Raw genomic sequence first — 15318 nt, forward strand, 5'->3', positions numbered from 1 at the left:
CCGGCCTCATCGGGCGGCGGCGTCCGGTTCCCGGGGCAGGCCGAGGATCCGTTCGCCGATGATGTTGCGCTGGATCTGGGAGCTGCCCGCCGCGATCGTGTACGACAGCGAGGACAGCCGTTCCCGCACGTAACGGCCGTTCGGCAGCCCGTCGAGATCGGACACGGCCAGCGCGGCCGGGCCGAGCACCTCGGCCGCCGCGTCGAACAGCCGCTGCCGCAGCTCGGAGAAACGCAGCTTGACCACCGAGCCGCCGACCCCGGGCACCCGCGCACGGCTCTGCGACACGTTCCACTTGGTGAGCGACCAGAGCGCGGCCAGCTCCCCGTGCAGCCGGCCCAGCTCCCGCCGCAGCGCGTCGTCATGCCAGGCGGTTCCCTGTGCGCGAGCCAGGACGGCCAGTTCCCGCAGCAGCTCCAGGCAGGAGATGAGGTCCCCGGCGAACGCGGTGCCGCGTTCGAACCGGAGCGTCACCATGGCCACCCGCCAGCCGTCGTTCTCCGCGCCGACCCGGTTGCCGACCGGCACGCGCACGTCGTCCAGGAACAGCTCGGCGAACTCCGCCGAGCCCGCCAGCGTGCGCATCGGGCGGATCTCGATGCCCGGCAGGTCCATCGGGACGATCAGCCAGGTGATCCCCTTGTGCCTGGGGGCGCCGGGGTCGGTACGGACCAGCAGCTCGCAGTAGTCGGCCACCTGCGCGAACGAGCTCCAGGTCTTCTGTCCGCTGACCACGTAGTGGTCGCCGTCCCGCACCGCCGCCGTCCGCAGTGCGGCGAGGTCGGAGCCGGCGGCGGGCTCCGAGAAGCCCTGGCACCAGACGTCCTCGCCGGACAGGATCCGCGGGAGGTGGCGGCGGCGCTGCTCGGGCGTCCCCTCGGCGATGAGCGTGGGCCCGGCGTGCAGCACGCCCACGAAGTTCACCCCCACGTACGGGACCCCGGCCCGCGCGGTCTCCTCCAGGTAGATGAGGTGCTCGACCGGTGAGGCACCCCGCCCGCCGGCGTCGGGCGGCCAGTCGATGCCCGCGTACCCGGCCTCGTGGAGCATGTGCTGCCAGCGGGTGTCGTACGCGCGGCGGCCCGCCCAGTCGTCGCGGCGGGGAGGAGGCGGCAGCGTGGGCAGCGCACGGTCCAGCCAGGCGCGCAACTCCCGCCGGAACGCCTGTTCGCCTTCGGTGTGGCGCAGGTCCATGTTCAGTCCAGGTCGAGCTTCAGCATGCGGATGGCGTTCCCGCGAGTGATCTTGTAGACGGTGTCGGCGTCCAGCCCCTGGAACATCTCCTCGGCCACCTTCCGGGTGTGCGGCCAGGTGGAGTCGGTGTGCGGGTAGTCGGTCTCGAAGGTGACCCGGTCGACGCCGATCCGGTGCAGTGCTTCCAGGCCGTGCACGTCCCGGAAGAAGCAGCCGTACACCTGGCGGCGGAAGTAGGTGGACGGCGGCTCGGGGATCGTGTCGCGCACGCCGCCCCAGGCCCGGTGCTCCTCCCACACGTCGTCGACCCGCTCCAGGACGTACGGCAGCCAGCCGATCTGGCCCTCGGAATAGGCCACCTCCAGCCGCGGGAACCGGACCAGGACCCCGGAGAACAGGAAGTCGCACAGCGAGGCCATCGCGTTGTTGAACGACAGCGCGGCCGCGACGGCGGGCGGCGCGTCGGCGGAGGTGGCCGGCATCTTGGACGACGAGCCGATGTGCATGTTCACGACCGTGCCGGTGTCCTGGCAGGCGGCGAAGAACGGGTCCCACTCGCCGGAGTGGATGCTGGGCAGGCCGAGGTGGGGCGGGATCTCGCTGAAGCACACCGCGCGCACGCCCCGCTCGGCGTTGCGGCGCACCTCCTGGGCCGCGAGTCCGGCGTCCCAGAGCGGGATGAGGCAGAGCGGGATCAGCCTGCCGCGCGAGTCACCGCACCATTCCTCCACCATCCAGTCGTTGTAGGCCTTCAGGCAGGCCAGTCCGAGCTCGCGGTCCTTGGCCTCGGTGAAGGTCTGCCCGCAGAAGCGGGGGAAGGTGGGGAAGCACAGCGAGGCTTCGACATGGTTGAGCTCCATGTCGGCGACCCTCGCTTGCGGGTCCCAGCAGCCTTTGCGCATCTCGTCGTAGGTGATGGGCGACATCGTCATGTCGTCGCGGTCGAACCCCACGGCGGCGACGTGGCGCTTGTGGACGTAGACGAGGTCCTCGTAGACCCAGCAGTCCGCCTGGGGACCGTCGTCGTCGAACGTCTGCCGGTACGTGCCGCCGCCGAGGTGCTCCATCCCGCCGATGCCCCGGCGCTCGATCCGCGGGCCGCGGTCGCGGAGCCGCGTGGGCAGCCAGTTCTGCCAGACGTGGGGTGGCTCGACGACGTGATCGTCCACGCTGATGATCTTCGGTAGCTCCCCGAAGGACAGGCTCATGATGCACCCCAGCCTTTCTGATGGATCGTCAGAAACACGTTAATCGCGCGCGGCCGATTGCGGAAGACGGCCACGGGCCGAATCTGACACTTCGTCAGCTACCTTCCCTCGAAGACCGGTGGGCGCCGCTCGGCGAACGCCCGCAGCCCTTCCCCGGCGTCGCGGGTGGTCATGTTGACCTCCTGGGCCATCGCCTCGTCCGCGAAGCAGGACGCCCGGTCGCCCTCCAGCGCCCCGTTGACCAGCCGCTTCGTCAGCGCGTGGGTCAGGGTCGGGCCGGTCGCCAGCCGCCGCGCCCAGTCCGCCGCCGTCGCCGCCAGCTCCGCCCCCGGGACGACCCGGTTGACCAGCCCCAGCCGGACCGCCTCGGCGGCGGGCAGATCGTCCCCGAAGAACATCAGCTCCTTCGCCCGCTGCGGGCCGACCAGCCGCGTCAGCAGGTAGGCGCCGCCGCCGTCGGGCACCAGCCCGCGCCGGGCGAACACCTCGATGAAGCGCGCCTCCTCGGAGGCCAGGACGAGGTCGCACGCCAGCGCCAGATGGCAGCCGATCCCGGCGGCGGTCCCGTTGACCGCCGCGACCACCGGCCGCTCGCAGTCCAGCACCGCCGTGATGAGCCGCTGCACCCCGTTCCGCAGCAGCCGTGCGACGTCGCCCGCCGCACGCGGTGCCCTGCCCTGCCCCGTGGCATCCGGCGTGCCCCGCAGGTCCGCCCCGGAGCAGAAGGCCCGGCCCGTCCCGGTGAGCAGCACCGCCCGTACTTCCGGATTCCCATTGGCGTCGTCGAGCGCCTCGATCAGGCGCTCACGCATGTCATGGGTGATGGCGTTGAGGGTCTGGGGACGGTTGAGAGTCAGCCGGCAGACGCCGTCCTCGACAGTGCACAACAGGTCGTCGATGTCCATCGCCTCGCTCCATGACTCGCGCGTTCGCTCAGTGCTCATGGCTCGGCTCTCCCTCCGTTCCGGCGGGGACGGCCAGCGCGTCGAGGGCGACGGCGCCGGTGGGCAGCACGGCCAGCGGATTGATGTCCAGCTCGGTCAGCACGCCGTCGAGCTCCAGGCCCATCCGCTGCACCTTCATGATCACGTCGATGAGCGCGCCGACGTCCGCGGCGGGCCGGCCCCGAGCCCCAGTGAGCAGCGGAAACCCGCGCAGCCCGGCCACCATGCGGCGGGCCTCGGCCTCGTCGAACGGCGGCACCCGGAACGCCACGTCCTGGAACACCTCGACGAAGACCCCGCCCAGGCCCGCCATCACCGTCGGGCCGAACAGCTCGTCGCGGGCCAGGCCGACGACCGTCTCGACGCCGCCCGGCACCTGCTCGCAGACCAGTGCCGCTTCAACCCCCTCGCAGGCGGTGACCTGCCGGTAGGCCTCCCGCACCTGCGCCGCCGACCGCAGGTTCAGGCGCACCAGCCCAAGGTCGGACTTGTGCTCGACGCCCGGCCCGCAACCCTTGAGAACGACCGGGAAGCCGATCCCGGCGGCGGCGCGGACGGCCGCCGCGGCGCTGTCCACCAGCTCCTCCCGGGGCGTCCGGATGCCGTACGCGCGCAGCAGCTCCTTGGCGGTGTGCTCCGACGCCGGTCCCGAGGCGAGCAGCCGCCGCGCCTCGGCCGCCGCCGGTGAGGGGGACCGCGGGACGGTGCGGAACGGGGAACGGTGCCGGCACCGGAACTCGTGGTAGTCGAAATAGGCGCGCACCGCCCCCACGCAGTTGCCGAACGTGCGGAACACCGCCAGCCGCCGCGAGCCGAGCAGCACGTCCCGGTAGGCCGGCTCGGTGCCGGCCGGTGAGCCCCACACCACGCAGACGGGCTTGTCGGTCCGCTCGGCGAGGTCGGCCAGGTCCCGGGCGAGGGTGTCGCTCATCGGCGGGAAGGCGCCGGTGATCGGGCAGATCAGCACGCCGACCGCCGGATCGTCGACGAGCGTTTCCAGGATGCGCCGCCCGCGCCAGTCGCCGACCGGATGGCCGCCGTTGTCGACCGGATTGGAGACGCGCAGATAGTCGGGGATCCATTCGTGCAGGGCCGCCTGCGTGCGTTCCGACAGGGCGGGCAGTTCCAGGCCGGCCGCCGCGCACAGATCGGCCATGTGCGCGCCGGTGCCGCCGGAGATGGCGTACACGCAGACGCCGGTGCTCGTCGGGGGCTTCGCCCGCGCCAGGAGTTGCGAGGTGTCCAGGAGTTCGTCGAGCCCGTCGACCCGGGTGACCCCGTACTGGCGCAGGACCGCCGAGGTCACCGCGTCCGACCCGGTGAGCTTGCCGGTGTGGGACGCGGCCATCGACGCACCGTCCCGGGTGCGCCCCACCTTCACGAGCACCACCGGGACACCGCGCCGGGCGGCGTGGTCGGCGGCGAGCATCAGGGTGCGGCCGTCCTTGAAACCCTCGATGTACCCGGCCACGGCCCCGACCTCCGGCAGGTCGGCGAAATACCGGAGGAAATCGGCGAACTCCAGATCCGCCTCATTGCCCGTGGGGGCCCAGTGCGACACCCGGATGCCGAGCTCCTGGGCCTGGAAGACGGGCCGCCCCTGGTGGCCGCTCTGCGAGATGAGCGCGATCGCCTTGCCGTCCAGATCGTCGCGGAACTCCTCGAACGCGTTGAGATTGGTGTTGGGGCCGAGGACGCGCGGCCCGTCCACCGCGATCCGGGCCATCCGCTCCTGGGCGCGCCTGCCGTCGTCGCCGAGTTCGGCGAAGCCGGAGGCGAAGACCACGGCGAACCGGGCCTTGACCGCGGCCAGTTCCTCGATCACCCCGAGCGGGTCGCCGACGAGGACGGCCGCGACGTCGATGGGCTCGGGCACGTCCGCCACGGACCGGTGGCACGGCTCGCCGTCCACCTGATCGCGCCTGGGGTTGACCGGGTGGACGCGGGCGCCGACGCGCTCGGCCCAGGCGCGCAGCCTGCGGTAGATGGCGGTGTTGGGTCGTCCCGGGGCGTCCGACGCCCCGATGACCGCGAGCGTGCGCGGCCGGAAGAACGTGCCGAGATCCTCCTCGCGAAGCGCGAGGATCCGGCCGCTCACGTCCCGTTCGATGTCCTCCGCCTCCAGCGGGCTGTTATCTGACATACCGTCAGTTTAGACTCATGACACGGCGAATCTGATAGAGCATCAGATTCGCTTCTTCGAAGGAGGTTCCGTTGGCGCACTCCCACCTGCCGCTGGTCGAGGAGGAGACGCGGCCGTACTGGGACGCCGCACGTGAACGCAGCCTGCTGATCCGGCACTGCGACCCCTGCGGCGAGCCGTACTTCTATCCCCGGCCCTTCTGCCCACGATGCTGGAGCGACCAGGTCCGGTGGGTGGAGGCGAGCGGGCGGGCCTCGCTCTACACCTACTCGGTGGTGCACCGGAACGACCTGCCGCCGTTCGGCGACCGCGTGCCCTACATCGCGGCCCTGGTGGACCTGGCCGAGGGACCGCGCATGATGACCGACGTGGTCGGCTGCGATCCCGCCGAGCTGGCCATCGGCATGCCGCTGGAAGTCGACTTCCGCGACGAGGGCGAGGTGACCGTCCCGGTGTTCCGGCCCCTCACCGCGTGACGAAGCCGGCGAGGGCACGCCGATCGATCTTGTACATCGAGGTCAGCGGCAGCTCGTCGACCACGAGCAACGCCTCCGGAAGCTTGTGACGGGCCAGGCGTTCCGCGGCGAACGCGCGCAGATCGTCGAGCACGGGAGGCGCCGCCGGGTCCGCCGGCACCACGACCGCCACCCCGATCTCGCCCATCACAGCGTCCGGTCTCGGCGCGACCGCGACCGCGGCGATGCCGGGATGCTCTGTGAGAACGGCCTCGACCTCCTGCGGATGGACGTTGTAGCCGCCCCGGATGTACATCTCCTTGTGCCGGCCCGCCAGCCGCAGGCATCCCCGGTCATCGACACGGCCGAGGTCCCCGGTGCGCAGGAACCCGCCGGCGAGCACGGCGCCGGTCGCCGCCTCGTCCCGCCAGTAACCGGCCATCGTCGCGGGCGACCTGAGGAAGATCTGCCCCACCTCACCGGACGGCAGCGCCCGTCCGTGTTCGTCGCGGATCTCCAGGTCGATGCCCGGCCGCGGGCGGCCCACCGTGCACAACGCCTCCTCGTCCGGGGCGTCGAACGCCGTCATGGTCCCCACTCCGCCGGACTCGGTGCTCGAATAGCGGATCGAGTAGGCGGCGCGGAACCGCCGCCGCGCCCGCCGTACGAGGTCCGGCGGTGAGGGACCGCCTCCCATGACCAGCGCCCGGACCGCCGACAGGTCGTAGGAGCCGAACCCCGGCACCTCGAGCAGCAGCGCCACCTGGGCGGACACCCCGCCGATCACCGGCATGCGCTGCTCGCTGACCAGACTCAGCACCTCGGCCGCCCGCCAGCGGCGCAGCAGCTGCACGCGGGCGCCCGACAGCAGGTGGCCGGGCAGCTTGGTCATGAAGCCCACGTGCGGCAGCTCCGTCCCCGCCAGCATCGGAGGAGCCGGGCGCGGGCCGCCGGCGTCCATCGAGGTGATCGCCCGCAGCTGGCGGCCCGCGAACACCGCGCCCTTGGGCGTCCCGGTCGAACCCGAGGTGAAGACGATCGCCACCGGCCGATCCGGATCCGACCGGGCGGCCGGGGGAGTGCGCCGATCGTCGCGCAGGACCGCCAGCACGTCGCCCGGAGCCCCGGCGAGCGGCACCTCGATCGTCTCCGCGGCGCAGCGCCGTCCCGCGACCAGCTCCGCGGTGCCGATGACCACGTCCGGCCGGGCACGGTCCAGGACGGCCCGGCCCTCAGGCGCGGTGAGCCGGGGATTCACCCCCGCGGTGATCGCACCCAGCCGGGCGAGGGCGAGGTAGGCGACCACGTACTCGACCGAGGCGGGCAGCAGCAGCGCCCCCACGTGCCCCTCGCGAACCCCGCGCCGGGCCAGCCCGGCCGCCGTCTCGCCGACGAGTCGGCCGAGCTCGGCGTACGAGACCTCCCACCCCGCCGGGGCGCGGAACGCGGGCGCGGGGCCGAACCGCCGTACCGCCTCGCCGAGTGCCTCCGCCGGACCGGTCACCGGTCAGCCGCCAAGATCACCGTGCCGTTGGAGCAGAACCAGCCGCCGGTACCGCTCACGCAGGCCAGCCGCGCGCTGGGAACCTGTCGCGCCCCGCACTCGCCGCGCAGTTGGCGCACGGCCTCCACCAGCAGGAACAGGCCGCGCATTCCCGGATGGCAGGCCGACAGCCCACCGCCGTCGGTGTTGGTGGGCAACGCGCCGCCCGGCCGGATCCGCCCCTCCGCGACGAACGCGCCTCCTTCGCCCTTGGCACAGAAGCCGAGGTCCTCCAGGGTGACCGGAACCATGGAGGTGAACGCGTCGTAGATCTCGCAGAAGTCGATCTCCTCCGGCCGCACCCCGGCCCTGTCGAACGCCATCGGTCCGGAGACCGCCGCGGGCGACACCGTGAGGTCCGGCCACTCGCTCATCGTGACGTGCGAGACGTGTTCCCCGGTCCCCAGCATCCACACCGGCGGCCGGGCGCAGTCGCGGACGAGGTCCGCGGCCGCCAGGATCACGGCCGCGCCGCCGTCCGACCGGATGCAGCAATGCAGCATGGTGAACGGATCCGCGATCATCGGCGCGCCGAGCACGTCGTCGACCGTGATCGGATTCCGGTGCTGGGCCTCGGGATTCCGTGCGGCGTGCTCCCTGGTGGCGACGGCGACCTCCGCGAACTGCTCCATCGTCGTGCCGTACTCGTGCATGTGCCGGCGGGCCGCCATCGCGTACTTGGCGATGAGCGTGTGCCCGTAGGGCGCCTCGAACTGGGCCGGGCCGCGGTTGCCGGAGGAGATGTTCGCGGTGCGCAGCCCGCGCTTGAGGTCGGAACGGGCAGTGGACCCGTAGGCGAGCAGCACCGCGTCGGCGTGACCGGCCGCGATGGCGTCGGCGGCGTGCGCGGCCATGACCTCCCACGTGCTGCCTCCCACGGAGGTGGAATCGACCCACCGCGGCCGGAGCCCGAGGTATTCGGCGACCTCGGCCGGGGCCAGCATGCCGAGCCCCGTGGAGGCGAAGCCGTCGATCCGCTCCCGCGGAAGCCCGGAGTCGGCGAGCGCGCGGCGCGCGGCCTGTGCGTGCAGTGCGTAGGGCGTCGTGTGGCCGGCCGGCCCGGGATCGGCCAGCGCGGCACCCACGATCGCCACCTGACGGCTGGGCACGGTGCCTCCCGCGAGAGCACTTTCTGATGGATCGTCAGATTAGCGCGTGTGCGAACCGGGCGGAATACCCCGTGCCGCGGGACTATTTCGGGGCGCGCCTGCCGGACACCGCCCAGAAGACCAGCTGGGCCATGCTCTCCCGCAGGTCCTCGAGGGTGATGTCCCAGGCCTCGAAGCCTTGCTGATGGGCGGCGTTGTGCGCGAGCATGCCGACGAGCGCACCCGCCATCGCCTCCGGCCGCACGTTCTCGGCCACCCGTCCGCGCCGCTGCAACTCGCGGATCACGTCGGCGAGCGCGTTCGTCACGTTGTTGAGCATGCGGACGCGCAGCTCATGGAAACGCTCGTCGCCTTCGATCGTGGCCAGGTCCACCACGCGGAGGACGGCCTCGTTGTGACGCCAGAAGTCCAGGAACCCGTCGACGAGCATCCGCGCCGTCTCGTACCCGGACTTCCCCGTCCACGGCTGGTCCTCCACGAGCGGACGCAGCTGCTTGCCCCCCTGGGCCATCTCGGCCGCGATGGTGAGAACGGCGGCCTCGATGTCCGGGAAGTACTGGTAGAACGTCGCGGGGGACGTTCCGGCCCGCCGCGTCACATCGATCACGGTGATGTCGCGGTACGGCGAAGCGGCGAGCATCTCCGTGAGAACGTCGAGCAGACGTCGCCGGGTGGCCTTGGCACGCCGCCCCGCGATCCTGCCGTCTGCGGTCAGCACCGTTTCTGGCATGCCGTCAGTTTAGGGCCTCCCAACCTGACGCAGTGTCACGTCACGGACCGACGCAGGACAGAGGCGGCCAACGTGATCGAGCCCACCGTCCCCCACGGCGTCGGGACCCTCCGACATTCCGGCAGAACCTGCGTCCACCGATGGAGTTGGAACGGGATCTGGCACAGCCTGTGCTCCCACCGCCTGCCCGCCGGACGTAAGACGCGGAAGAGGCGTTCGGCACGGCTGCGTGGCCCCGCTCTCGACCGACCAGTGGCTGCGGCGTCGGCGTAGAACCAAGCGGGTCCGGCGCGGGTCAACGCCTCGGCACGGTGTGCTTCCGCCGTGGTCCAAGAGAGATTGACCTATGAATCTCACCCATAAATGAACCATTTGATGGGTCTTTGTGTCCCGTAGATTCGTCGGTGTCAGCAAGAAGGGCCTGGTGAGAAGCCGGGCCGGACATCCGGGAGAATCCAATGAACGCCGTCCTGAACCAGCCGACTGCCCCCGTCCTGGTCCGCGCCGCGGAGGCCGAGTCCCTCCAGGACGGCGCGACGAGCTTGATCACGCTGCTGGCCGACGCGGGCGCGACCGGCGGCGCGCTCACCGCCAACAAGGCCGGGTTTCGCAAGGGCTCGCCGGGCGCTCCCGCGCACTTCCACACCAAGGCCACCGAGATGTTCTTCGTCTTGGACGGCGCGATGCGCATCCTGGTGGACGAGGAGGTCCTGACCCTGGGCAAGGGTGACTTCCTGACCGTCCCGCCGACCGTGCCGCATGCTTTCGCGCCGGCACCCGGCAGCGAGGCCGAGATGTTGGTGGTCTTCACCCCCGGCCTGCACCGCTTCGACTACTACCGGCTGCTGGAGCGGGTCTACCGCGGCGAGGCCACGGTGCAGGACATCCGCGACAGCTCGGAGCAGTACGACAACCACTACTTCGAGAGCCCCGTGTGGTCGAAGGCGCTCGCCGAGCGCTGAACCCGCGGCCGGGCCGCCTGGCCTGGCGGCCCGTTCTTCCTCCCGAAAGCGGTCTCCGTCATGCCCTCGACCACGCCCCAAGCGCCGCAACGGCGCCGCCCTTTCTCAGCCGTCAGGGGGCGGCAGGGCTCGGCACAGCGCGTCGAGCGCCGGTCGGTAGCGGTGTTCGGGGGGTGCGGCGTATCCGACTACCAGACCGTCCCGGTGGGGTTCGGGGCTGTCGGGATGGCGGAACTCCGCCAGGCCGTCGAGTGCCACGCCCATCCACATGGCCGCCTTGACGGTGGACGCCTCGGTGCCCGGCGGCAGGCGCAGGACCGCGTGCAGCCCGGCCGCGATGCCGGTCACCGGGATGTGCGGGGCGTGCTCGGCCAGCGTCGCGACGAGCAGGTTGCGGCGGGCGCGATAGCGCTGCCGCATGCGGCGGATGTGCTTGTCGTACTGCCCGGACTCGATGAACTCCGCGAGCGCCAGCTGGTCGGTGACGCCCGTCCACGCCTCGCGCAGCCCCTTGGCCGCCAGCATGGCGTCGACCAGGTACGGAGGCAGGACCATCCAACCGAGCCGGATCGCCGGGGACAGGCTCTTGCTGACCGAGCCGATGTATACGACATGGTCGGGATCGAGCCCTTGAACGGCGCCCACGGGTTCGCGGTCATAGCGGAACTCGCCGTCGTAATCGTCCTCCAGCACCACACCGCCACGGCCGCGCGCCCAGTCGACGGCCGCGGCACGGCGCGTCGGATGCAGCGGGCCGCCGGTCGGGAACTGGTGGGCGGGAGTGAGCAGTACGGCGCGTGCGCCGCGCCGCGACGAGATCCCGGGGTGCGACGCCAGTGGGTCGGTGTGCGCGCCTCGGGCATCGAGGCCCAGCGGGATCGTGCGTACTCCGGCGTCGGCCAGGATGCCGCGGTGGAAGGGCAGGCTGTACGGCTCGACGGCAAGCGGCCCGGACAGCACGCCGCCGCCGAAGATGAGGCGCAACCCGTGCGCGAACCCGGCGCAGACAACGATCTGGTCCGGTGAAGCGGAAACACCGCGCGCCCGAGCGAGGTACTCGGCAAGCGCGCGGCGCAGTTCGGGACGCCCCTGGGGGTTTGCGGGGGCGAAGGCGTCATGCGGTGCGGCGGTCACCGCGCGACGGACGGCCGCGGCCCACGCGGCGCGCGGAAAGGACCTCGCGTCGGGCTGTCCCTGCCGGAGGTTATGGACGGGGGCGTCGGCCCGGTGGCCAGGGGCCTTCCGGGGGACCCGCTGCGGCTTGGCCGCGACCCGCTCGGCAACCCGGGTGCCAGAGCCCTGCCGGGCGGTCAACCAGCCTTCGGCGACCAATTCGGCGTAGGCGTCCGCGACCGTGTTGCGGGCGACCCCCAGATCCACGGCGAGCGAGCGATACGGCGGCAGCCGGGTGCCCGGCGCGAGCCGCCCGCTGCGCACCGCCTCGCGCAGGGCCGCCGCCACCGCTGCGCGGCGCGGCCCCGCAGGCGACACCTCAAGATGCAGGTCAGAGCCTGCATCACGGGCAGAATTGACCTGGGAATCCGGCACCGGACTGCACCCTTCGATCGGTCTCTCGGGTGCCGAGGCTAGCCGCCGCGCGAAGGCCTCGCCCCCGCGCTGGTCGAACCGGCCCAGATCCGCGCGTCGCGACTCAACGGCTGCGCGTACTGCCTCCACCTGCACACCTCCGATGCGCGGAAGGCGGGCGAAAGCGAACAGCGCCTGCACATGGTGCAGGTCTGGCGGGACGCGGCGGACTTCTTCACTCCCGAAGAGCAGGCGGCGCTGGCCCTGACCGAATTCGTCACGCGGATCGCCGACAACGTCCCAGACGTCGCCGGGAAACGCACCGACTCGCCCAGGGCATGTGCGCGTTCCTGCCCTACAGGATCACCCATGCGATGCGCGGCGTGCCCGGCCTGCAGGCCGGGCGGCCGGGACCACTCTCTGGGAGACGCGGCCGGCGACGTCAGCGACCTTCCACAGATCAACGATCTCGGCGCCGCTACCACGTGAACGGCGAGACCGTGGAGAACGGCGATAAGGACCGGTTTTACGTCCTGGACAAGGGGGAGGCACGGCCAGGCCGTCTGCGGGTGCCGCCCGTGTTCGCTTCCAAGGCGCGTAGCACCGATACCGATGACCGGCTCGACGGCGAACTCCTCGTCGAGTACGCCGACCGGATCCACGGGGCCACCGCGGGTCAGTTCCTGCTGTTGCCCCAGGGTGTGCAGCATTCGTTGTCCCCCGGCTCCACACCGCCTCCCCGCGTCCTGCAGATCTCCTCTCCCGGCGGCTGGGAGTGCTTCGTCGAGGACCTCATCGAGGCCAGGCCGCACATCACCACGGGCGGCAAACTCGACCCGCGCAAACTCAACCCCATCGCAGCCAAGTACGACATCGCCTACGAAGAGGCGCCCCTTGCCTGACCGCCGAGAAGAGGGCCGCGTGGCCGACCGCCCTCGAAGGCATGAAGGACGCTGGGCATCCCCGGCGTCGATTTAGCGGACCGGGAAGTGTCCTTGCCGCCGATGCAGCGGGACGGTAGAGCGGTCACCCGTACCGGCACAGACGCCAGCCGCGCCTGCTCCCGTTCGAGAGCGTCCGCCGGACCGCACCCGCCAGAGCGGAGCCGCCTCCTCAGGATCACGCCGGGACCCGCTGCCGGTAGGCGGTGGGGATCCGCTGATGTCGGGGGTGGCCGCGACGCCAGGCAGCCTTTACAGCCGTTCGATCCAGATGTTGCGGAATCTTGGGTTCTCGCCGGGGTCCCGGTGGTCCTGCAGCCGGATGGCGCCTGGTGCCGGATCCTCTGGCCGGCCGGCGCCGGTTTGGCTGTCGACGGCGACGTTGTTGTGCACAAGCCGGCCATTCCACCAGATGGTCACGCGCGCGTCCGCGGTTTTGGTGCCGTGGCTGTCGAAGCGGGCGGCCCGGAACACGATGTCGTAGGTCTGCCAGGTGCGCGGCGGGCGTGCCGCGTTGACGTCCGGCGCCTGCTTCGAGTAGATCGCGCCGGCACCGTCGACCGCCGGCGGGAGCCCGAAGGACTCCAGCACCTGGATCTCGTAGCGCTCCTGAAGGTAGACCCCGCTGTTGCCGCGGGCCTGCCCGGTGACTTCCGGGGGGTAGTTCGGCTGGTTCCACTCGGCGTGTAGCCGGAAGTCGCCGAACGTCCCCCTGGTGCGGATGTCCCCGCCTAGCGATTCCATCGAGCCGTTCGCCACCGGCCACATCGCCGGGCCACCGCCGGCCGATTCCCGGGCGTCGAGGTTCGTCCCGTCGAACAGGGTGATCCGTTTGGTCGGAGTCACGGTGATCTTGTCGAGGTTGACGTGGCCGTCGTCAGTGGGCTCGTAGACGTAGGAGATCGTGTTGGCGCCGCGCCGTAGCGGCACCGACTCGACATGGGCCGCCCACGTACTCCAGCCGCCCGTGTTCGCCAGCCAGATCTGCTTGTGCTTCTTGCCGTTGACGTACAGGCTCATCGACTTGGTGACCGGCTGCGGATGATCGGGATTCGTCCCGTTCGCGTAGCGCAGCGCGATGTCGTGCCTGCCGGCCTTCTTGACGTTGACGGCGAACGTGGTGCTCGCGCCCGGGGACCAGTTGCGGTCGACGAAGCCGGCGCCCGAGTAGCCGGTGTGGTTGGTGTTGTACCCGGCGCCGCCGGCCAGTGCGGCGGACTCGGCCTCGTACTCCGGCGGCGGGGTCGTGCCGTCCGCCAGCCTGTTGAGGGTGTACCACGCCTCGGTGCTCCACAGCTCCTGGCCCGAGCCCGCAGTGAACGGGCGCGGGGACTGCACGTGCACAACCCGGCCCGGGAGCAGGCCGTCCATCTTGAGGGTCACGGTCCTGCGGTCACTGGACAGCGTCGCCGAGGTCACGGTGAGGGTCTGCTCGTTGACCTTCGGGCCGCCGTACTGCGGGGTCGGCACGTACCGCCACTGCTTCACCTTGTACTTCGCCGTGAGGTCCTGCGCGGTCGCCTCGGACAGCGGCTGGGTGTACTGGAGCTTGAAGCCGTCCCTGATGGCTTTCATGGACAGGATGTCGAAGGCGTCGGCGCCGCCCCGGGTGAGTTTCTGCAGGCCGTACTTGAGCTTGCCTGTCTGGCCCCAGTTACCCTCCGAGCCAATGCCGCCGGCGTAGATCGCGCCGTCCGGGCCAAGGGAGATTCGGCTCACCCCTGCCTCCAGTCCCTGCGTCATTCGGAACACCGCCCCCTGGTACTCGCCGCCGACCTTTTCCAGGTACGCCCGCTGCAGGCCGCCGTAGGTGACGTCGCCGAACACCATCTGGCCAGCGAAGGGGCCCTTGGGGAGCACGATCGGATTGCTCGGCGAGTTGGAGATCTCGCCGTGCGGCAACCAGAGCACGGGTTCGGTCACCGGCCGGCTGTCGAACCGACCGTCCGGGTTCGTGTAGTGGTTGAAGAAGGCGCCCTTCTTGATCCGCAGCAGCTTCGACGCGGGCAGGTAGGCACCCTGGTTGTCGGTGACGAAGATGTCGCCCTCCGGCCCCCAGCCGAGGCCGTTGGGCGTGCGCAGCCCTCCGGCCACATAGGACACTTCGCCCGTGCTCTTGTTGATCTTGAGGGCGCTGCCGCGGTTGGGCACGGGCTGCGGGTCGGCGGTCGCGCCACCGGGGACCATCGCGATGCCCGTGGTCACGTAGAAGTACCCGTGCCGGTACAGCACATGCGGGTGGCGTCCACGGTCCGCCCGTCCGGCAGCAGCGCGTAGCCGTGCGCGTGCGGGCGGGGGACGGCTCTGCTGAGCACGCCCACGGCGCGGGCCTACCGCCGGCACTGCCGCGCCTTCGTCGGCCGGCTGGTCGACGAAGGTGCCGCGGCGCATCCGGATGTCCTCGCCGACGAGAGCAGGGCCGACTCCGTGGTGAGCTCCTGGCGGCGGGCGTGCTGCCGGTCGGGGCCGTCGACTTTCCAGGTGCAACCGCGGTCGAGGGTCAACCCGGCGCCACCGGGCCGGTCAGTCCCGTGGGTCGGGCTCGGCGGGGGGGGCGTGCTG

12 protein-coding genes and 1 pseudogene are annotated in these 15318 nt (G+C 71.4%); 4 read left to right on the forward strand and 9 right to left on the reverse strand.

The genetic code is table 11. From position 1 onward, the window contains the following. Nucleotides 1–6 precede the first annotated feature (6 nt). The 4 genes from ABD340_RS09835 to ABD340_RS09850 all read right to left on the reverse strand — a co-directional run bounded on the left by ABD340_RS09835 (nucleotide 7) and on the right by ABD340_RS09850 (nucleotide 5489). On the reverse strand, nucleotides 7–1194 hold the full coding sequence (locus ABD340_RS09835) for an acyl-CoA dehydrogenase family protein (RefSeq protein WP_344588366.1): 1188 nt from the start codon (nucleotides 1192–1194) through the stop codon (nucleotides 7–9). Nucleotides 1195–1196: 2 nt separating this feature from the next. After that, on the reverse strand, nucleotides 1197–2402 hold the full coding sequence (locus tag ABD340_RS09840) for an amidohydrolase family protein (RefSeq protein WP_344588367.1): 1206 nt from the start codon (nucleotides 2400–2402) through the stop codon (nucleotides 1197–1199). Between the two features lie 98 nt (nucleotides 2403–2500). After that, nucleotides 2501–3346 carry an enoyl-CoA hydratase/isomerase family protein gene (locus ABD340_RS09845; RefSeq protein ID WP_344588368.1) on the reverse strand — a complete coding sequence of 282 codons (846 nt, stop codon included), beginning with the start codon at nucleotides 3344–3346 and terminating at the stop codon, nucleotides 2501–2503. Beyond that, nucleotides 3336–5489, reverse strand: coding sequence for an acetate--CoA ligase family protein (locus ABD340_RS09850; protein WP_344588369.1), 2154 nt, complete (start codon nucleotides 5487–5489; stop codon nucleotides 3336–3338). The genes ABD340_RS09845 and ABD340_RS09850 overlap by 11 nt, the downstream gene beginning before the upstream one ends. Nucleotides 5490–5560: 71 nt before the next feature. Here ABD340_RS09850 and ABD340_RS09855 point away from each other — a divergent pair, with 71 nt between their 5' ends. Then, entirely contained in the window at nucleotides 5561–5965 is a 405-nt protein-coding gene (locus ABD340_RS09855) for a Zn-ribbon domain-containing OB-fold protein (RefSeq protein ID WP_344588370.1), read from the forward strand. On the opposite strand, the gene ABD340_RS09860 is transcribed toward ABD340_RS09855, so the two are convergent. The 3 genes from ABD340_RS09860 to ABD340_RS09870 form a co-directional block, all read right to left on the reverse strand. Further along, on the reverse strand, nucleotides 5955–7448 hold the full coding sequence (locus tag ABD340_RS09860; RefSeq protein ID WP_344588371.1) for a class I adenylate-forming enzyme family protein: 1494 nt from the start codon (nucleotides 7446–7448) through the stop codon (nucleotides 5955–5957). The genes ABD340_RS09855 and ABD340_RS09860 overlap by 11 nt on opposite strands. After that, the gene (locus ABD340_RS09865; protein ID WP_344588372.1) at nucleotides 7445–8596 is read right to left on the reverse strand and encodes an acetyl-CoA acetyltransferase; all 1152 of its coding nucleotides are present in this window, start codon (nucleotides 8594–8596) and stop codon (nucleotides 7445–7447) included. The genes ABD340_RS09860 and ABD340_RS09865 overlap by 4 nt, the downstream gene beginning before the upstream one ends. 82 nt (nucleotides 8597–8678) lie before the next feature. Further along, nucleotides 8679–9326, reverse strand: coding sequence for a TetR/AcrR family transcriptional regulator (locus ABD340_RS09870; protein ID WP_344588373.1), 648 nt, complete (start codon nucleotides 9324–9326; stop codon nucleotides 8679–8681). A gap of 458 nt (nucleotides 9327–9784) precedes the next feature. On the opposite strand from ABD340_RS09870, the gene ABD340_RS09875 reads away from it, so the two are divergent. Beyond that, nucleotides 9785–10288, forward strand: a complete 504-nt coding sequence (locus tag ABD340_RS09875) for a cupin domain-containing protein (RefSeq protein WP_344588374.1) — start codon at nucleotides 9785–9787, stop codon at nucleotides 10286–10288. A gap of 105 nt (nucleotides 10289–10393) precedes the next feature. Here ABD340_RS09875 and pdxR read toward each other — a convergent pair whose 3' ends face one another. Next, nucleotides 10394–11779 carry a MocR-like pyridoxine biosynthesis transcription factor PdxR gene (gene pdxR, locus ABD340_RS09880; protein WP_344588375.1) on the reverse strand — a complete coding sequence of 462 codons (1386 nt, stop codon included), beginning with the start codon at nucleotides 11777–11779 and terminating at the stop codon, nucleotides 10394–10396. A gap of 120 nt (nucleotides 11780–11899) precedes the next feature. Here pdxR and ABD340_RS09885 point away from each other — a divergent pair. Both ABD340_RS09885 and ABD340_RS09890 read left to right on the forward strand, forming a co-directional pair. After that, nucleotides 11900–12304, forward strand: a pseudogene (locus ABD340_RS09885) (carboxymuconolactone decarboxylase family protein); the annotation flags it as partial. After that, nucleotides 12301–12717: a cupin gene (locus tag ABD340_RS09890; RefSeq protein WP_344588377.1), complete on the forward strand. Its 417-nt coding sequence runs from the start codon at nucleotides 12301–12303 to the stop codon at nucleotides 12715–12717. The pseudogene ABD340_RS09885 and the gene ABD340_RS09890, both read left to right, overlap by 4 nt. A 291-nt stretch (nucleotides 12718–13008) precedes the next feature. On the opposite strand, the gene ABD340_RS09895 is transcribed toward ABD340_RS09890, so the two are convergent. Beyond that, nucleotides 13009–15147, reverse strand: coding sequence for a 3-keto-alpha-glucoside-1,2-lyase-like domain-containing protein (locus tag ABD340_RS09895; RefSeq protein ID WP_344588378.1), 2139 nt, complete (start codon nucleotides 15145–15147; stop codon nucleotides 13009–13011). Nucleotides 15148–15318 lie beyond the last annotated feature (171 nt).

Source organism: Actinomadura vinacea (genome assembly GCF_039532545.1).
Lineage (GTDB): Bacteria > Actinomycetota > Actinomycetes > Streptosporangiales > Streptosporangiaceae > Spirillospora > Spirillospora vinacea.